Source organism: Pelomonas margarita (assembly GCF_043555875.1).
Classification (GTDB): Bacteria; Pseudomonadota; Gammaproteobacteria; order Burkholderiales; family Burkholderiaceae_C; genus Pelomonas; species Pelomonas margarita.
This window is the reverse complement of the sequence record NZ_JBIGHW010000003.1, coordinates 409546-425279: the sequence shown is the minus strand read 5'-3', so window position 1 is coordinate 425279 and position 15734 is coordinate 409546. Positions and strand designations below refer to the sequence as shown.

General features: G+C 70.6%; 13 protein-coding genes. 5 read left to right on the top strand and 8 right to left on the bottom strand.

Going from position 1 to position 15734, the window contains the following annotated elements:
- Positions 1-3 precede the first annotated feature (3 nt).
- Positions 4-372, bottom strand: coding sequence for an Hpt domain-containing protein (locus ACG0Z3_RS08000; RefSeq protein ID WP_394396751.1), 369 nt, complete (start codon positions 370-372; stop codon positions 4-6).
- A 143-nt stretch (positions 373-515) separates the two neighbouring features.
- On the opposite strand from ACG0Z3_RS08000, the gene ACG0Z3_RS07995 reads away from it, so the two are divergent.
- Positions 516-1859 (top strand): sensor histidine kinase, encoded by a 1344-nt coding sequence (locus ACG0Z3_RS07995; RefSeq protein WP_394396750.1) that lies wholly within the window; start codon positions 516-518, stop codon positions 1857-1859.
- A gap of 79 nt (positions 1860-1938) precedes the next feature.
- Here ACG0Z3_RS07995 and ACG0Z3_RS07990 read toward each other — a convergent pair whose 3' ends face one another.
- The 7 genes from ACG0Z3_RS07990 to ACG0Z3_RS07960 all read right to left on the bottom strand — a co-directional run bounded on the left by ACG0Z3_RS07990 (position 1939) and on the right by ACG0Z3_RS07960 (position 11647).
- Positions 1939-2559: a response regulator gene (locus ACG0Z3_RS07990; RefSeq protein WP_394396749.1), complete on the bottom strand. Its 621-nt coding sequence runs from the start codon at positions 2557-2559 to the stop codon at positions 1939-1941.
- Between the two features lie 9 nt (positions 2560-2568).
- On the bottom strand, positions 2569-5010 hold the full coding sequence (locus ACG0Z3_RS07985; protein WP_394396748.1) for a PAS domain-containing sensor histidine kinase: 2442 nt from the start codon (positions 5008-5010) through the stop codon (positions 2569-2571).
- 44 nt (positions 5011-5054) lie between these two features.
- Entirely contained in the window at positions 5055-6236 is a 1182-nt protein-coding gene (locus ACG0Z3_RS07980) for an EAL and HDOD domain-containing protein (RefSeq protein WP_394396747.1), read from the bottom strand.
- A gap of 118 nt (positions 6237-6354) precedes the next feature.
- On the bottom strand, positions 6355-7656 hold the full coding sequence (flgL, locus tag ACG0Z3_RS07975; RefSeq protein ID WP_394396746.1) for a flagellar hook-associated protein FlgL: 1302 nt from the start codon (positions 7654-7656) through the stop codon (positions 6355-6357).
- A gap of 13 nt (positions 7657-7669) precedes the next feature.
- Positions 7670-9652, bottom strand: coding sequence for a flagellar hook-associated protein FlgK (flgK, locus tag ACG0Z3_RS07970; RefSeq protein WP_394396745.1), 1983 nt, complete (start codon positions 9650-9652; stop codon positions 7670-7672).
- Between the two features lie 13 nt (positions 9653-9665).
- Positions 9666-10547: a flagellar assembly peptidoglycan hydrolase FlgJ gene (flgJ, locus tag ACG0Z3_RS07965; protein ID WP_394396744.1), complete on the bottom strand. Its 882-nt coding sequence runs from the start codon at positions 10545-10547 to the stop codon at positions 9666-9668.
- Positions 10547-11647 (bottom strand): flagellar basal body P-ring protein FlgI, encoded by a 1101-nt coding sequence (locus tag ACG0Z3_RS07960; protein WP_394396743.1) that lies wholly within the window; start codon positions 11645-11647, stop codon positions 10547-10549. Before ACG0Z3_RS07960 ends, flgJ begins: the two co-directional genes overlap by 1 nt.
- Before the next feature lie 131 nt (positions 11648-11778).
- Between ACG0Z3_RS07960 and ACG0Z3_RS07955 the strand changes: the two genes are divergently transcribed.
- The 4 genes from ACG0Z3_RS07955 to ACG0Z3_RS07940 are packed head-to-tail and all read left to right on the top strand — an operon-like array spanning position 11779 to position 15734.
- Positions 11779-12180: a GntR family transcriptional regulator gene (locus ACG0Z3_RS07955; protein WP_394396742.1), complete on the top strand. Its 402-nt coding sequence runs from the start codon at positions 11779-11781 to the stop codon at positions 12178-12180.
- The gene (locus ACG0Z3_RS07950) at positions 12177-13019 is read left to right on the top strand and encodes an ABC transporter ATP-binding protein (protein WP_394396741.1); all 843 of its coding nucleotides are present in this window, start codon (positions 12177-12179) and stop codon (positions 13017-13019) included. The genes ACG0Z3_RS07955 and ACG0Z3_RS07950 overlap by 4 nt, the downstream gene beginning before the upstream one ends.
- Complete coding sequence (locus tag ACG0Z3_RS07945; RefSeq protein ID WP_394396740.1) at positions 13016-14392, top strand: hypothetical protein; 1377 nt, start codon at positions 13016-13018, stop codon at positions 14390-14392. Before ACG0Z3_RS07950 ends, ACG0Z3_RS07945 begins: the two co-directional genes overlap by 4 nt.
- Before the next feature lie 4 nt (positions 14393-14396).
- Positions 14397-15734, top strand: coding sequence for a hypothetical protein (locus tag ACG0Z3_RS07940; protein ID WP_394396739.1), 1338 nt, complete (start codon positions 14397-14399; stop codon positions 15732-15734).

The window sequence follows — 15734 nt, the reverse complement described above, 5'->3', positions numbered from 1 at the left end:
GGCTCACAGCAGCGCGGCCAGGGCCACGCGCACCTGTTGGATGTCCTGCAGCATAGCGTCCAGTTGTTCAGGCAGTCCGTCGGCGCGCTCCTCGCGCGCCATCGATTCGATGTCGGCGCAACGCGCCGACAGTGCCATCGCGCCCAGGCTGGCCGATGACGACTTCAGCGTGTGGCTGACGTGGCGGATAGCGGTGAAGTCCAGCTTTCCGTCCAGGCGGGCACGCTCCAGCTCGGGCAGCAGGCGCTCAAGCGAGGTGGAGAAGGCGCCCACGACGCGTTCCAGCAGCTTGTTGCCGCCACTGGGGTCGAGCTCGCGCAGGCGTTGGACGGCCTGGGGGTCGAGCAGTGCTGCGTTGAGGGGGGCGGACATGTCGTGCAGGAGGGGCGGGTACTGCAGAAATGTAGCCTGGGCCACAGGGGGGGGCGCCGCGAAGGAATGCACAGTTTCCGCAGAGCCGGCTCGGTCGTGCATCTGCACCTGGGCGGTGCCGGGTGCTGCCTACAATCTCCCGCATGAACAGTCTCAGCGACGACAGCGCGCCATCGCGCCGCCCGCAGCGGCGCCTGCCGATGCGGCTGGTGATGGCGGCCCTGGCGGGGGCTGGGCTGCTGATGCTGGTGCTGGGAACCCTGGTAGTGCTGGCACTGGTGCGGGTGTGGGGTGGTGATGTCGGGCTGGTGCATGTGGCGCTGGTGCTGACGGCATTCTTCACCGGTGTTTTGGTGCTGGTGGCCGCGGCGCTGGGCTGGCATGCCGGCGTGCGCCTGACTCGCCAGCGCTTGGCTGAGCCGCTGCGCGAGGCGCGCCAGCAGCTGTTGATGCAAGCCCAGTTGCAACGCGACTGGCAGTGGGCGACAGACGCTACCCATCACCTGGTGCGCTGGCAGGCGCCGCAGGGCGGGCTGGCGTCCAGCTGGGTCGGTGCCAGCCTCAGCACTCAGCTGTTGTGGGAGCGCTTTGCGGCGTCGGACGCCGGCAACGAGCTGCGCGAGCGGGTGCAGGCCCACCAAGCGTTCGGAGATCTTGTGATGGCGGCCCCAGAAGGTGTGGCGCGCTGGCGCCTGCGCGGGTTGCCCTGCATGGATGCCCAGGGGCAGTTCGCCGGTTACGTGGGCACGGCGTGCCCGGAGGAGGCCTCGGCTGCCGTTGCGGTGCCTGTGCCCTTGCCCGCGCCGCCGCCCGACCCGGCGGCCGAGCAGGAGTCCTTCAGCTACACGGTGTCGCACGACCTGCGTGCGCCCTTGCGCGTGGTGGAAGGGTTTGCACGCATCCTGAAGGAGGACTACGGCAGCCGGCTGGACCGCGTGGGCAACGACCACCTGGACCGCGTCATGAGCGCTGCGGCACGCATGAACAGCATGATTGACGCGCTGCTGTCGCTGAGCCAGCTGTCGACGCGGCCGCTGGCCTGTCAGCCGGTCAACCTGTCGCAGCTCGCCGGCTATGTGGTGGAGGAACTGCGCCGCGCTGCGCCGCAGCGCGAGCTGGTGCTGGACATCGAGCCCGGCCTGAGCGTGCAGGGCGACCCGACGCTGCTGCGCATGGTGCTGGAGAACCTGCTGGGCAATGCCTGGAAGTACAGCGCCAAGGTCGAGCGGGCCGAGATCGGTTTCGGCAGCGCGGTGCAGAACGGGCGGCGTGTCTTTGTCGTGTCCGACAACGGCGCGGGCTTCGACATGCGCTTCGCTGAGCGGCTGTTCGGGGTGTTCCAGCGCCTGCACAGCGCCAGCGATTTCCAGGGCACCGGCGTGGGTCTGGCGCTGGTGCGCCGCATCGTGCGCCGCCACGGCGGCGACATCTGGGCGGAATCTTCGGTGGGCGAGGGCGCCCGGTTCTACTTCACGTTGGCGCCGTAGGGCGGGTCGCGACCCGCCGCTTTGCCGCGCGATCCCGGCCTGATCTGGCCCTCAGCTCGACGGCGGGTCGCGACCCGCCCTACGCCGGCCTCTGACCCGGCCGGGCCAGCAACTCCACCGCGTCGACGATGCGCCGCGCCTGCTCGGGCAGGCTGTGGTCGTCGGCCGCGGCCAGGCTCATCAGGCGGGCCAGCGCCTCATCGCGTGGCAGCGAGTAGCGGTGCATCAGCACGCCCACGGCCAGCGCCGTGGGGTCCAGCGTCAGCGGCAGCTCGGACGGCGGCTGCCGCAGCGGCGCGGCCGGCAGCGTGGGTGCCGGCGCGGCCGGGGCTGTGCCGGTGCGGGCGAAGGCGGCCTCCACGGCCGGCACGATCTGCGAGATGTCCAGCGGCTTGATGAGGTAGGCCACCGCGCCCAGTTCCTTGACCTTGGCGACGGTGGCGTCGTCGGCGAAGGCGGACAGGAACATGAACGGCGTCTGCAAGTATTCGCGCAGATAGGCCGCCACGTCGAAGCCCGTGAGCCCCTCCATGCGGATGTCCAGCAGCGCCAGCTCGGGCCGGTGTTCGCGTGCGAGCAGGATGGCGTCGTCGCCGTTGTCGGCGTCGATGACCTCGAAGCCCGCCTGCGTCAGCCCGTAGCTCAACGTCGCCAACACCAGTCGGTCGTCATCGACGACCAGGATCTTGCCCTTGCTCACCGCGCCCCTCTACCCAGAACTTGGTTTTGTGGCCGGATTGTGAACCACGCTGGGCGGGATCAGTTCCAGCCGGCAGACGACGTCGCTGCCTTGCTGCTCCAGGCTCAGGATGGCGCTGCGCCGTGGCAGCAGCGCGCGCACCAGGCCCAGGCCCGAGACGCCGCTCTTCACGTTCTGCAGCAGGAAGCCGTCCGGCAGCCGGCCCGGGTTGACGATCTCGACGGTCACGCCGCAAGGGTCGCAGATGAGCTGGCAGCGCACTTGGGCGCCGTCGCTGTGGCGCAGCGCATTGCCCAGCAACTCGTTGAGGCTGAGCGCGATGGGAATGGCCTCGGCCTCCGGCAGGCACCAGTTGTCCAGCAACGCGCCGCCTTCGGCCGCGGTGGTGATGACGCGGCCCTGCGTGCGCTGCACCGAGCCGACGATGGCGTCGAATACGCGCTTGAGCAGCAGCGGGCCGCTGGCGCCCACCTGCAGCCCGTAGACCTGCGCGATGGCCTGCACCTGGCCCACGGCCTCCTTGAGCACCGGCGCGACTTCCGGTCGGCGCTGGGCGATCTGCTGCAGCAGGCCGGCGACGCCCTGCAGGTTGTTCTTGATGCGGTGGTGGACCTCGCGCACCAGCAGCTCGCGCTGCGAGATGGCGGCCTGCAGCCGCGCCTGCTCGGCGGCGCGCTGCTCTGTCACGTCGCTGGCGACGAGCAGCAGCAGCTCGGGCGTGTCGTCGCTGCCGGCCAGGTGCAGCAGACGGGTGTCCCAGACGCGGCTGAGGGCGCCCTTTGTGACGGCGTACTCGCGCTGCACCACGGCCTGCGAGGCCAGCGCCTCTCGCATGTCGGCCGCGACGCGTGTGCCCAGCTCGTCGCCGAACAGCTGGGCTGGCGTGCCGCCGAGCAGCGCGGCTTCCGGGCGGCCGGCCAGTGCGGCTGCGGCTTGGTTGAGCTTGACGATGCGCAGGCTCTGCGCCTCGTGCAGCGTGATGGCCAGCGGCGCGCCCTCGATGATGCGGGCCAGCGAGGCCTGGGCCAGCCGGCTCTGTGCCTCGGCCTGGCGGCGGCGGTCGATGTCCAGCAGCGCGTAGGTCAGGCGCAGTCCCCCGTCCTCGCGCGGCGTCTGCACGGCGTTGCCGATGACCCAGAACTCGCGCCCGTCGCGGCCGCGCAGCCGGCACTCGAAGACCTCGCTGCCGGGCTCGCCATGGAACACGTGGCCCTCGTCATCGGGCGCGAGCACGCCCATGGGCTGACCCAGCACGTCGTCCAGCTCGCAGCTGAACATGCGCCGCGCGGAGCGGTTCATCCATTCGATGCCGTCGGACCCGACGGTGACGATGCCCACCAGCACGGAGTCCAGCACCGTGCGTTCGTTCTCGGCGCGCAGCAGCAGTGCATTCTCGGCTTGGGCCTGGGCAGTGACGTCCAGTGTGACGACGGACGTGGAGCGCCGCCCGCCGGCCAGCAGGCCTGGCGCCACGCGCGTCAGCAGCCAGCGCCGGCCCAGCTCGGGGTGGCGCACGGCGTAGCGCACCTCGACGGCGTCGCCCTTCTTCAGCGCGCGTTGCAGGCGTTCGAACTCGGGCAGCGAGGCGGGTTCGACCAGCTCGCGGCTGATGCCCTGCAGCGAGGCGGCCGGCTGCTTGGCTCCGGCCTTGAACGGCGAGCCCTTGCGGTGGGCCTTGAGCCAGCCGGCCTCGGGCTGGAAGGTTGCCAGGCCCACGGCGGCGGTGTCCATCAGCGCGTCCAGCTGCTGGTGGGCAAGGTCGCGTTCGTGCTGGACGCTGTGGTCCTCCAGCAGCGCCAGCAGCAGCGTGCGGCCGGGCTGGCGCCACAGGCGCAGCCGCGCCTGCAGCCAGCGGTGGCGGCCCTGGGCGTCGACGAACTCGGCCTCGGTCAGCAGTGGCGGGTCCTGCGGGCGTTGCGCGGCCAGCGCGGGGAGCACCGTGTCCTGGCTCCAGCCGAGCAGGGCCTGCAGCAGATCGGGCAACTCGTTGAGGTGGCGGGGCGCGCCGGGGCACAGCACATCGAAGGCGCCGCTGCGGCGCAGCAGCGCGCCGCTGCCGGCGTCAGCCAGCGCGGCGGGCTGGGGCGACAGCGCGAGCCATTCGGCCAGCGGCGGCTCGTCGCTGTCAGCGGCGCTGAGGCGGGCGTGCAGCAGCCAGTTGGGCCGGTCGCGCAGCAGGTGCAGCGTGGCGCGCTGGCCGCCGGCCAGCTTGAGGGGCGGCGCGAGCGGCGGCGTACGGCCAGCGTCGATGGCGCGGGTGGCGTCGCGCAGCCAGATTTCCAGGCGGCTGCCCGCGGCCTGGCGCAGCAACCGCCAGCCTTCGATGGCGTCGCCGCCCAGCCAGTCGCGCGCAGCCGGGTTGGCACGCAGCGTAGACAGGTCTGCGCGCAGCGTCAGCACCGGGTCGCTGAGGAGTTCCAGCAGCGCAGCGGAGGGGGCTTGGCCGAACATGAGTCAGTTGCGGTGGCGGGCCGTGCGCCGCGCAGGCGAGCCGGTCATTCGAGCTGGGCGGCCTTGTGCAGCGCCCGCAGCACGCAGGCGTTGACTTCGCCCGCGCCAATCATCAGCGCGGCGGTGCGCTCGCGGTAGTCGAACACGCTCTCGGCCTCGATGGCCCGCACCAGCTCCAGGTAGGGCAGGAAGGGGCCGGTCTCGTCCACCAGCGCCTGGCGCACACGCTCGGGCACGGGGATGCTCTGCAGCAGCTTGTCGAACGGCGCCTTGAGCATGTGGTCCAGCAGCGAGAACAGGCCGCAGATGAACATCTCGTCGCGCTGTTCGCGGTCATCCATGCCGGCGGCCAGCTCTTCCATGATGAGGCCGCGGCGCACGGCGCCGTACATGATGGGCCGCATGCTGTGGTCCTTGCTGGCCGTCGTCAGCAGCAGTGCCAGCCAGCGCTTCAGGCGCGCATAGCCCAGCAGCATGATGGCGTGGCGGAAGCTGGATACCTCCACCGGCAGGCCGAAGGCGGCCGAGTTCATGTAGCGCAGCAGCTTGAAGGCCAGGCTGGGGTCGCGCTTCAGGGTCTGTTCCAGGCGCTCGACGTCCTCGCCCTCGTCCACGCGCGACATCAGCTCGACGATGACCTGCAGGTCGGCCGCGACTTCGGTCTTGGCGCCGGGCTCGGCCTCGTAGCTGCCGTCCATGGGCCAGCCGATGACGTGCTGAGCACCGGCCTCGAAGGCGGCGTCCAGGGCCTGGCCACCGCGCAGGCCGGCGCACACCAGCCGGGTACCGGCCGGCGGCGTCTGGCCGGGCTCCAGCACGATGTCCTTGAACACCGCGGCCACCGGCGCGGGCAGGGCGATGCTGGGCAGGCCCTTGAGCAGGCCGCTGTGGCCGGCGCCCTTGAGCGCCGCGATGGCCGGGCCGTGAACCTCGTCGGCGGCGATGAAGGCGGGCACCTCGATCTGCACGGGCTGGGCCGGGGGCTGTTGCAGCAGCGCGCCCAACAGCGCCTCGCCCTGCGGGCTGAGCACGATGCCGCCGGCCGGGAAGGCGGCTGCGAGGGCGGCCAGCAGTTCGGCGTGGTCCACCTTCGCGTCGGGCCGCAGCGGCACCAGCGTCAGCCGTGTGCCGGCGATGGCGCGCTGGCGGTCGATGACCGGCGAGTAGCCCAGTGCGACGCCCGGCAGGATGGCGTGGTCGAGGGCGGCGGGGGTGTTGTCGGACATGGTGGGCGCGGGGACGGCGGGAATGCGGCAGTCTGCCACGCCATGCCGGCTCCCATCGCAGCCGGGCGTGACGGCTTCACGATCCGCGCTGCCGGCCGTCAGGCCGCCGCGCGCGGGCTCAGGTCAGGTACTGGAACAGCGACATGCGCTGCACCATCGCGTAGGTCTTGAGCGCGGTGTCGTAGCCGGTCTGCTGGTTCTGGAAGTCGGAGATGCCCTGCACCATGTCCAGATCCTCGGCGGCGCTGCGTTCCTCGCTGCTGTACTGCTTCAGCGCCGCGAGCCGGCTTTCGGTGCCGTCCAGGTTGTTCAGCCGTTCGCCGACCTGGCTGCGCATGCTCTGCAGGTTGCCCATCACGGCATCGATGTCGCGGATAGCAGCCGCGTTGCCCTGCGTGACCTGCACCGGCGTGCGCAGCGTGGTCTTGAGGTCGATGATGGCCTTGTCGATGGCGTCGAACAGCTTCAGCCCGTTGCGCGAGCCGGCAACCGCGAAGGCGTCGCCGTCGACCGGCGTGCCGGTGATGGTGAGGGCCATGCCGTCGCCCACGATGGCCTGGCCAGGCTTGAAGGCGCCGCTGGAGACGACGCTGCCCAGGTCCTGGTCGATCAGCGTGTAGGTCTGGCTGGGCGAGCTGCCGGCGATGTCGACGCGGTAGTTGTGGCCGGTCAGCAGCGACGGGTCGACGACGCGGCCGCTGTCGATCCAGCCGGACGCGACCGCGCCGGTGATGCCGTTGACCAGCGGCACGGGCACGCCGCCGTTGGCGGCGGTGGCACCGGGGTCGATGAGTTGCACGCGCGGGGCGCCGGTGGCGGGGTCGGCGACGATGGCGCGCGGTGCGGTCTCGAAGCTGCCGTTGCCGCTGGCGGCCTGCTCCCAGGCGCCACGGCCGTCGACGCTGAGCTGGAAGTTGTCGATGTTGCCGGTCTGCACGGTGCCGGCCACGCCCACGTAGGACACGCCGCCGGGCTGGTCCAGGAAGGGCGGGCTGGCCGAGCCCTGGCCCGAGAAGATGTAGCCGCCGCTGCCGTCGCTGCGGTTGGCGATGGTGAGCAACTGGTCGCGCAGGCCCTGCAGCTTGTTGGCCAGGCCTTCGCGCTCGGCGTCGGAGTAGCTGGCGTTGCCGGCGGCCACCATGGTCTCGCGCGCCTGTTGCAGCAGTTCGTTGGCGTCGCCCAGGGCGGATTCGGCCAGCGTCATGCCGTTGCGGCTGGCTTCCAGCGCGCGCTGGTTGGCCTCGACGCGGCCGATGGAGGCCAACGCCCGTTCGGCCCGTGCGGCGCCGGTGGGGTCGTCGCTGGCCAGCGCGATGCGCTTGCCGGAGGTGAGCTGCTGCTGCTGGTCCTGCAGTGCGTTCTGGCGCCGCTGCAGGTTGGCGATGGAGCCATCGAAGAAGTTGGCGGTGGCGATTCTCATGACGGGCTCCTAGTCATCGTTGGGCGACGCGCATCAGCTCGTCGAACAGCGCCTGGGCCGTCTGCAGCACCTTGGCGGCGGCCTGGTAGCCCTGCTGGAACTGCATCAGCCGTGCGGCCTCCTCGTCGAGGTTGACGCCGGCCTGGCCGGCGCGCGTGGTCTCGGCGTCCGTGGCCACGCTGGTGGACACGCTCGACAGGTAGGTGGCGCTCTGCACGCGCGCGCCGATCTCGCTCATCGCGGCGGCGTAGGTGTCGTTGATGGTGCTGCCGGCGGTGATGCTGCCGTCGGGCAGCAGCTGGCGGCCGATGTAGGCCTCGGACTGGATGTTCAGGAAGGCCTTGGCGTTGCCATTGTTCGTGGACGTGTAGACGGTGGGCGCGATGCTGAGGGTGTCGAACTCCCGGGGCACGCCGTTGGTGCGCAGCTCGAAGCCGAGGTTGATGCCCAAGTCGGGCTGGTTGCCGATGGGCTGGCCGGACTTCCAGCTGCCATTGAGTACGCTGCCGTCGGCCAGCGTCAGCGTGTAGGTGACGGCATTCGCATCGGCCGGGTCGGCGCCGCCGAAGACCAGCGTCATGGGCGCGCGGCTGGCGTCGAAGCTGTCGTTGACGGCGTAGATGCTGTCTACGGTCAGTGTGCCCTTGTTGGCGACAGCGGCCGAGGCGGTCAGCGGCGAGGCGGCCGCAATGCCGTTGGGGCTGTCCAGCAGGCGGCGCATCTCGACGGCGGCTTCACCGACCGGCTCGATCAGGAAGCTCTCGCCCGGCGAGGGTGCGCCGGGCGTGAAGGTCAGCTGGAAGCCGTCGATTGTGTCGCCATCGTTGACGGTCCGCTTCAGGCCGTCGGACATCCGTGTCAGCTCATACACGCCTGGCGCACTGGACGTGAGCTTGTAGCTGCTGGCCTGCAGTTGCCCGGCATTGACGATGCTGGCCTGCACGCCGCTGAAGAAGGCGCCGTTGGCGTCGCGCGGATTGGTGGAGGCGGGCAGCACGCGAGGCACGGCGACGTTGAAGATGTTGGCGCCGGCGCCGGGCGGGTTGGAGAGGTCCAGCCCCAGCGAGTTCTGGTCATTGATGCGCGTGCCTATGGTGGCCGCCAGCTGCCCCAGCAGGTTGCGGCCGTCCTGCAGGTCGCGGTTCTGGAAGGCCAGCAGCGCCGTCATGGAGCCGCCGGTCAGCACGCTCTCGTCCAGCGGGCGGGTGCTGTTGCCCTCTTTCAGCGAGATCTGGGCGCGGGCCGAGTCGTAGCTGTCGGCGGTGATCTGCAGCGCCGCGGCCTGGTTGCCCAGCACCAGCCGCTGGCCGCCACCGATGAACACACCCAGCGAGCCGTCGTCGGCCGGCAGCGTGCTGACGGCCATGTACTCGCTGATCTGCGACACCAGTTGCTCACGCTTGTCGAGCAGGTCGTTGGGCTCGTGGCCCACGCCCTTCATCTTGGAGATCTGGTCGTTGACGAAGGCGATCTGCTGCGCGAGCTGGTTGACCACCGTGACCGAGGCCCGCAAGTCGCTGACGACGCCGGCCTGCAGGTCGGTCAGTTGCTGGCCGGCGTTGGAGAAGCGCGTGGCCATCTCGCTGGCGCGGCCCAGCGCGACCTGGCGGGCCGAGGGGTCGCTGGGGCGGCTGGCCACATCCACCATCGCGTTGAGGAACTGGCTGGCCGCGTAGCCCAGGCCCTCGGTGCCGGGCGGGAACACCTTCTCCATTCGCGATAGCTGCTCGGCGCGCGTGGCGTCGGCGGACGCGGTGGCCTTGGCGCTGGCGGCCTCGCGGGTCAGGAACTGGTTGTGGGCGCGCTCCACCGTCTGGATGTCCACGCCGCGGCCGAAGAAGCCGGCGCCGGTGTACTGGCCTTCCGAAGGAGCCAGCACCACCGACTGGCGCGAGTAGCCCGCCGTGTTGGCGTTGGCAATGTTCTGGCCGACCGTCTGCAATGCCGCCTGGTTGGCGAACATTGCGCGGGCGCCGAGAGTGAGCAGGCCGGCCATGTCGTGCTAGTCCTTAGGCGAGGGTGCTCTGCACGCGTTGCGTGGTCTGGATGGTGCGGGCGATCTTCTCGGCATAGGCCGGGTCGGTCGCGTAGCCGGCCTGCTGCAGGCCACGAGCGAAGCCGGCAGCATTCCCGTTCTGCGCCTGGGCCACCACCTTGGCATAGCGGTCGTTGTTGCTGAGCAGGCGGGCGTAGTCCTTGAAGGCCTCGTCGTAGCTGCCGTAGGCTCGGAACTTGGCCGTCACCTTGACCGCCTGGCCGTTGATGACTTCGGTGGTCTTCACGTCCACGGTCTTGCCCGTCCAGCCGGGCGTCGCCTTGATGCCGAAGATGTTGTGGCTCTTGCTGCCATCGGCACCGGTGATCTCGCGCTTGCCCCAGCCGCTTTCGTGGGCGGCCTGCGCCACCATGAAGCTGGCCGGGATGCCCGTGGCCGCTGACGCTGCGCGGGCCGAGGCGTCGTGCTGCTGGATGAAGCTCTGCACGTGGTTGGGAATGCCCTTGGTGGCCAGTGCTGGCAATGCCTGGGCCAGCGTTGTTTGGCTGGCCCGGCGCACGGCCTCGGGGCTGAGGTCCTGCACGCCCATCTGGCGCTGCAGCTGGCGGGTGATGGCGTCGGACAGCCCTCCCGGCAGCCCGCTCATCTTGCCGGCGAACTGCGTGTCCAGCATCTCCGTGCCCAGCTGCGTGGCGCTGTTGTCCAGCATGCCGCTAGCCAGCGTGGAGGCGCGCATGCTCTTCATGACTTCTTGCATGAACAGCGACTCGAACTGCTTGGCGGTCTCGCGGATGCTGGCCTTGGGGTCGCGCGAGGCCTGGGCCTTGAGGCTGTTCAGCGTGTCGAGGCCGCCCAGGTTCTGGCCAGCGATGGACTGGAACGACGGAGAAGCCATCAGATCACCTCGAGCTCCGCATTGAGGGCACCCGCGCTTTTCATGGCCTGCAGGATGGCGAGCAAGTCCTGGGGGGTGGCACCCAGTGAATTGAGGGCGCGCACGACGTCGGCCAGCCGCGCGCCGGCGGGCAGCTGAATCAGGCTGCCGGGCTCCTGGCGGATGGCGATGTCGGCCTTCTCGGCCACCACCGTCTGCCCGCCCGACAGAGCGTTGGGCTGGCTGATGATGGGCGTGGAGCTGATGGTGACGGACAGACTGCCGTGCGCCACTGCGCAGGCTGACAGCGTGACTGCCTGGTTCATGACGATGGAGCCGGTGCGCGCGTTGATGACCACGCGGGCGGCGGCGGGCGCCATGTCCACCGGCAGGTTTTCCACGTCGGCCAGGAAGGCGACGCGTTCGTCCGGCGCCGTGGGCGCCTTCACGCGCACGACGCGGCCGTCCATGGCTTGAGCGACGCCGTTGCCCTTGAGCTTGTTGATGGCCTGGGCCACGGCGCGGGCGGTGGCGAAGTCGCTGCTGTTGAGGTCGAACTGGATGAAGTCGCCCTGGGCCAGTGGCGTGGGCACCGAGCGTTCGACGAGGGCGCCACCCGGGATGCGGCCGGCGCTGAGGTGGTTGATCTGCACCTTGGAGCCGCCCGCCGACGCGCCGGCCCCGCCCACCACCAGGTTGCCTTGGGCGATGGCATAGACCTGGCCGTCCGCGCCGCGCAGCGGCGTCGCGATCAGCGTGCCGCCGCGCAGGCTCTTGGCATTGCCGATGGAGGAGACGTTGATGTCCAGCGGCTGGCCTGGCTGGGCGAACGCCGGCAGCGACGTGGTCACCAGCACCGCGGCGATGTTGCGAGGCTGCATGGTCACGCCCTGGGGCAGCAGCACGCCGAACTGCTGCAGCATGGCGGTCAGGCTCTGGCCGGTGAAGGGGGCCTGTGTAGTCTGGTCACCCGTGCCGTCCAGCCCCACGACCAGCCCGTAGCCCGTCAACGGGTTGGAGCGCACGCCGGCCACCGACGCTACTTCCTTGATGCGCGCGGCATGCGAGAAGGGCGCCAGCACGAGGCTGAGGCAAAGGAGGAGGGCGTTCAGGGTCTTCACTCGGCGAATTCTGAGCAGGCTTGAGCCCGCGAAGCCGTGGAATAGGGCTGCTGACGCCCGCCAATTTCGCGCCTGCTGGCGCGGCCCGGGTGTCTTGTGTTGTGTATTGTGAAAGTAATACACTAATACGCATGCCGGACGCCCCGTTCAGTTTCGACATCCAGCCCCAACTGGCCACGCCCATCTACCGCCAGGTGGTGGAACAGGTGCAGCGGCTGGTGGCGGGCGGCCAGTTGAGGCCGGGCGACGAATTGCCCAGCGTGCGCACCGTCGCGGAGCGGCATGCCATCAATCCCATGACGGTCAGCAAGGCCTACAGCCTGCTGGAGGCCGAGGGCCTGCTGGCGCGCCGCCGCGGTGTGGGCATGGTGGTGGCGGCCGGTGTGCAGCCGGCGGGCGACGACCGCCTGGCGCTGCTGGCCCCGGCGCTGCAGGCGCTGGCGCGGCAGGCCCGCCAGCTCGGCATCACGCCCGACGACACCTTGGCAGGCCTCGCCCAGGTCTTTGACTCCCTCGAACAGGACGCCCCATGACCCCCGCCATCCAAACCCGGCAGCTCGGCCTGCGCGTGCAAGACAGCCAGTGGAGCTCGGCCCGCCCGCAGTTGCTGGATGGCATTGATCTGGACATTCCCGAGGGCGCCGTTGTGGGCCTGGTGGGGCGCAACGGCGCCGGCAAGAGCACGCTGATGCGCTGCCTGCTGGGCCTGCAGACGCCCGATGCGGGCGAGGCCTGGTTGCTGGGCGAACCCAGCCTGGCGTTGACCGACACAGTGCGCGAGCGCCTGGGCTATGCAGCGCAGACGCCCGACTTGTTCCCGCGCTTGACCGGGCAGGAGCATCTGTCCGAGATGGCGGCCGTCTATCCGGGCGTGCACCTGCCCGACGCGCTGGCGCTGGCGGTGCGACTGGACCTGCCGCTGGGCCGGCGTGCCGACGCGTTGTCGTTGGGCGACCAGCAGAAGCTGGCCGTCGTGCTGGCGCTGGCCCACGACCCCGACCTGCTGCTGCTGGACGAGCCCGTGGCCAGCCTGGACCCGATCTCACGTCGCGACTTCATGCGTGCGCTGTTCGCGTTGCGCCGCAAGCCCGCGCCGCGCACGGTCCTGGTGTCCAGCCATCTGCTCAGCGACCTGGAGCGTGTGGTCAGCCATGTGTTGTTCCTGCGCGAGGGCCGGGTGCAGCTGTTCATCGAATGGGACGATGCCGTGGAGCATCTGCGCTGCGTGCCGGCGCGCGATCCCGACTCGACGGGCCTGCACTGGAGCGCGGCGCAGGGCGGGCAGCTGTTGGTGGATGCGCGCCAGCGGCCTGACGCTGCGGGCCAGCCGGGCCTGGGCATGGAAGACCTGCTGGAGGTGCTGAACACATGATCGCCCTGGCCAACACCACGCCGGGCGGCGAGCCCGTCGCCTTCGACCTGCCGCTGCTGACGCGTCTGCTGCCCGGCCTGGTCAGCGCCGTGGCGCTGCTGCCGGCCTCGCTGGCGCTGGAGTTCCGTGGCGCCGCGATCGCGCTGCTGCCGCTGCTGATCATTCAGGGCACGCTGCTGGCGCTTGGCGCGGGCACGCTGGCTCTGGCGGCGCACGATCGCCTGCGTCACTGGGAGGGCCGGGTCGCGCCGCAGGGCGCGCGGGATCGCGTGCGTGCTGGTTTGCTGGGCGATGTTTGGCGCATGGGCGCCATCGCTGCAGCCGGGCCGCTGGCCCTGGCCCTGGTGCTGGCTTGGCGGGGCGACGGCTGGGCGGCGGTCTTCAGCGCGTTGACGGTTCCCGTCACTTGTTTGTTCGCGGGCCTGGCCGCCGCGCTGAGCTGGCATGGCCGCGCGCCGCGTGTGCTGCTAGTGCCCGCAGGGATGTTGCTGGTCGGGCTGTTGGGGGCGTTGCCGCATGAAGGTGCGCTCGGCAGCGGCTGGCCGCTGGTCCCTGTGGCTGCTAGCGCTGCGCTGCTGTGGCGCTGGTTGGGTTTGCCCCGCGCGCTTGCCGTGTTGGCGCCGCCGCTGCCCTGGCCCCGGCCCCGGCCCATTGCCTGGCTGCGCCGCACCACGAGCTACCAGAGCTGGCGCGTGACCAGCGGCCTGGAGCCGACCGCGCCGGTGCGGCAGAGCAGCCATCGCTACCGGTTCGTGGGCATGCTGCTGCCACTGACCTGGCTGCCACAGCTCGTCGGCCAGGCCGAGCGCATGCGCTGGCTCAGTTGGGGCCAGGCCTATGAGGGCTTCTATGACTGCGCGCTGTATGGCGGCCTCCTGCTGTTCGCCTGCATGACCTCGGCGGGCTGCCGTGTGGCGCCGCCTCTGCACTGGCGCCTGCGGCTGGCCCCGCGCGGCATGAGCCCGCAGCGCTGGGCCGTGCGCATGGTGCTGGGCTCCATGGCGGCGGCTGGCGCCTTGATCACCGTGGCGCTGGCCCTGGTCGTGCTGTTTCGTGTCAGTGGCAGCCCCTATGTCACGGCCGGCAACTGGCTGCTGTTGATGGGCGATGTGCTGCTGGCCAGCAGCTTCATGCTTTGGCTGGGCAGCCTGTTCAGCCTTCGTTTGACTGCCTGGCGGGCTGGGCTGCTGGGCCTGATGTTGGTACTGGCCGTCCCCGGGCTGCCGGCGCTGGTCCTCTACGGCCTGATGGGCCTGGGCCTGACTCCACAGCGGGGCGCCTTGTGGCTGGCGCTGCAACTGGCACTGACTGTGCCGATGACGCTGGCGGCGATACGCGCGTGGAGCCGCCGCGACCTCAACAAGGAGGCCTGAACCGATGGCGGCCTCCTTCACCATGCCACGCGGCCCGTTCTTCGATGACGGGCCGACCATCATGGGCCTGCTAGCGCCGGGGCTGACCAGCTTGCTGGCGCTGGGTACGGCCTTGATGGCTTCTAGCGTGTCCCAGACGGTGTTGAGCGCCTTCATCGGGCTGCAGGCCGCGATGCTGGCGCTGGCTGCCTCCATGTCGGCGTCCGCGGCGGCGCTGTGGACTGCGAACTGGCAGGGCCGCGTGGCGCCATCGCGCGCTGTGGCACAGGTGCGGCAACGGCTGTGGTGGCAGTTGCTCGTCAGCGCTGGCTTCGGCGTGTGCGGTCCGCTGGCGCTGGCATTCCATGCCGAGGTGTCCACGTCGTACTCGCTCGCCCGCATGCCGCAGGCTTTGCTGGCGGTGCTGGCCTTGCTGCTGGCAGCGCAGGCGCTGGGCGGCTGGTGCGGGCTGGCCTGGCGCGGCAGGGCGGGCCGCTGGGTGCTGCTGAGCTGGATCGTGTTGGTGCTGGCCTTGAGCTGGCAGCGAGCCTTGCGGGAGTGGCTGCTGGCCTGGCCGGCGTTGTCAATGCTGACCTTGCTGCTGCTCTCGCTGGGCTGGCGGGTGCTGAGGCAGCGGCTGGTGCAGCACCGCCAGCGCTGGGCCGGTGTGCCGGCGACCGGTGCGGCCACGGCCGCGTTCCAGCCGGCGCAGGTCTGGCAGTCCTTGCCTTTCGATGGCGAGGAGGCGGAGGGCCAGGGCGGGCGCTTTTCCGAGATGCCTGCTTGGCGCCGGTCGGTGCTGGCCCCTCTTTTGGCCTTGGCTTGTACGGCGTGGCGGCACCAGGTGTGGGAGACCCCGGTGCAGGGTGTCGGCCTGGCGACCTACGCCGGCTGGATGGCTTTGCTGACGGGGCTGGCAGCTTGCGCGCTGGTCCATCCGGCCGCGCACTGGCGGCGCCAACTCGCGCCCGGTGGCATCACGCCGCCACAGTGGGCCCGGCGCATGGTGCTGCGCAGCGTGGCTGGCGGCGTGTTGGCGTTGACGGTGTTGGTGGCCGTGGCGGCTTTTAGCACGCCCGTCCAGGGGCGCTGGGCCGTGCTGGGCACCGGGGCCACGGTGTTGGGCGACCTGTGCGTGGCCTTCACGCTGGCAGCCTGGGTGCGCGCGCGGCGCAACGATCTTGTCGGCTTGTTGCTCGCCGTTGCTCTGATGTTCGGCGCCGTGTTCTTGCTCACGGCGGCTGCGGCCGCCATCGGCCTGCCACTGGTGCGCGGGGCCGGCTGGCTCGCCGTGGAACTGGCGCTCGCCGCCGTGCTGGGGGTGGCGTCAGTGCGGCGGTGGGCCGCTCGCAAAGGCATCTGA

What these genes read in the sequence shown, in the direction of transcription:
- flgJ (WP_394396744.1), bottom strand. Translation starts at nt 10,547, where the DNA reads ATGGCTTCTCCGTCGTTCCAGTCCATCGCTGGCCAGAACCTGGGCGGC.
- flgK (WP_394396745.1), bottom strand. Translation starts at nt 9,652, where the DNA reads ATGGCCGGCCTGCTCACTCTCGGCGCCCGCGCAATGTTCGCCAACCAG.
- ACG0Z3_RS07980 (WP_394396747.1), bottom strand. Translation starts at nt 6,236, where the DNA reads ATGTCCGACAACACCCCCGCCGCCCTCGACCACGCCATCCTGCCGGGC.
- flgL (WP_394396746.1), bottom strand. Translation starts at nt 7,656, where the DNA reads ATGAGAATCGCCACCGCCAACTTCTTCGATGGCTCCATCGCCAACCTG.
- ACG0Z3_RS07955 (WP_394396742.1), top strand. Translation starts at nt 11,779, where the DNA reads ATGCCGGACGCCCCGTTCAGTTTCGACATCCAGCCCCAACTGGCCACG.
- ACG0Z3_RS07985 (WP_394396748.1), bottom strand. Translation starts at nt 5,010, where the DNA reads ATGTTCGGCCAAGCCCCCTCCGCTGCGCTGCTGGAACTCCTCAGCGAC.
- ACG0Z3_RS07950 (WP_394396741.1), top strand. Translation starts at nt 12,177, where the DNA reads ATGACCCCCGCCATCCAAACCCGGCAGCTCGGCCTGCGCGTGCAAGAC.
- ACG0Z3_RS07945 (WP_394396740.1), top strand. Translation starts at nt 13,016, where the DNA reads ATGATCGCCCTGGCCAACACCACGCCGGGCGGCGAGCCCGTCGCCTTC.
- ACG0Z3_RS07995 (WP_394396750.1), top strand. Translation starts at nt 516, where the DNA reads ATGAACAGTCTCAGCGACGACAGCGCGCCATCGCGCCGCCCGCAGCGG.
- ACG0Z3_RS08000 (WP_394396751.1), bottom strand. Translation starts at nt 372, where the DNA reads ATGTCCGCCCCCCTCAACGCAGCACTGCTCGACCCCCAGGCCGTCCAA.
- ACG0Z3_RS07940 (WP_394396739.1), top strand. Translation starts at nt 14,397, where the DNA reads ATGGCGGCCTCCTTCACCATGCCACGCGGCCCGTTCTTCGATGACGGG.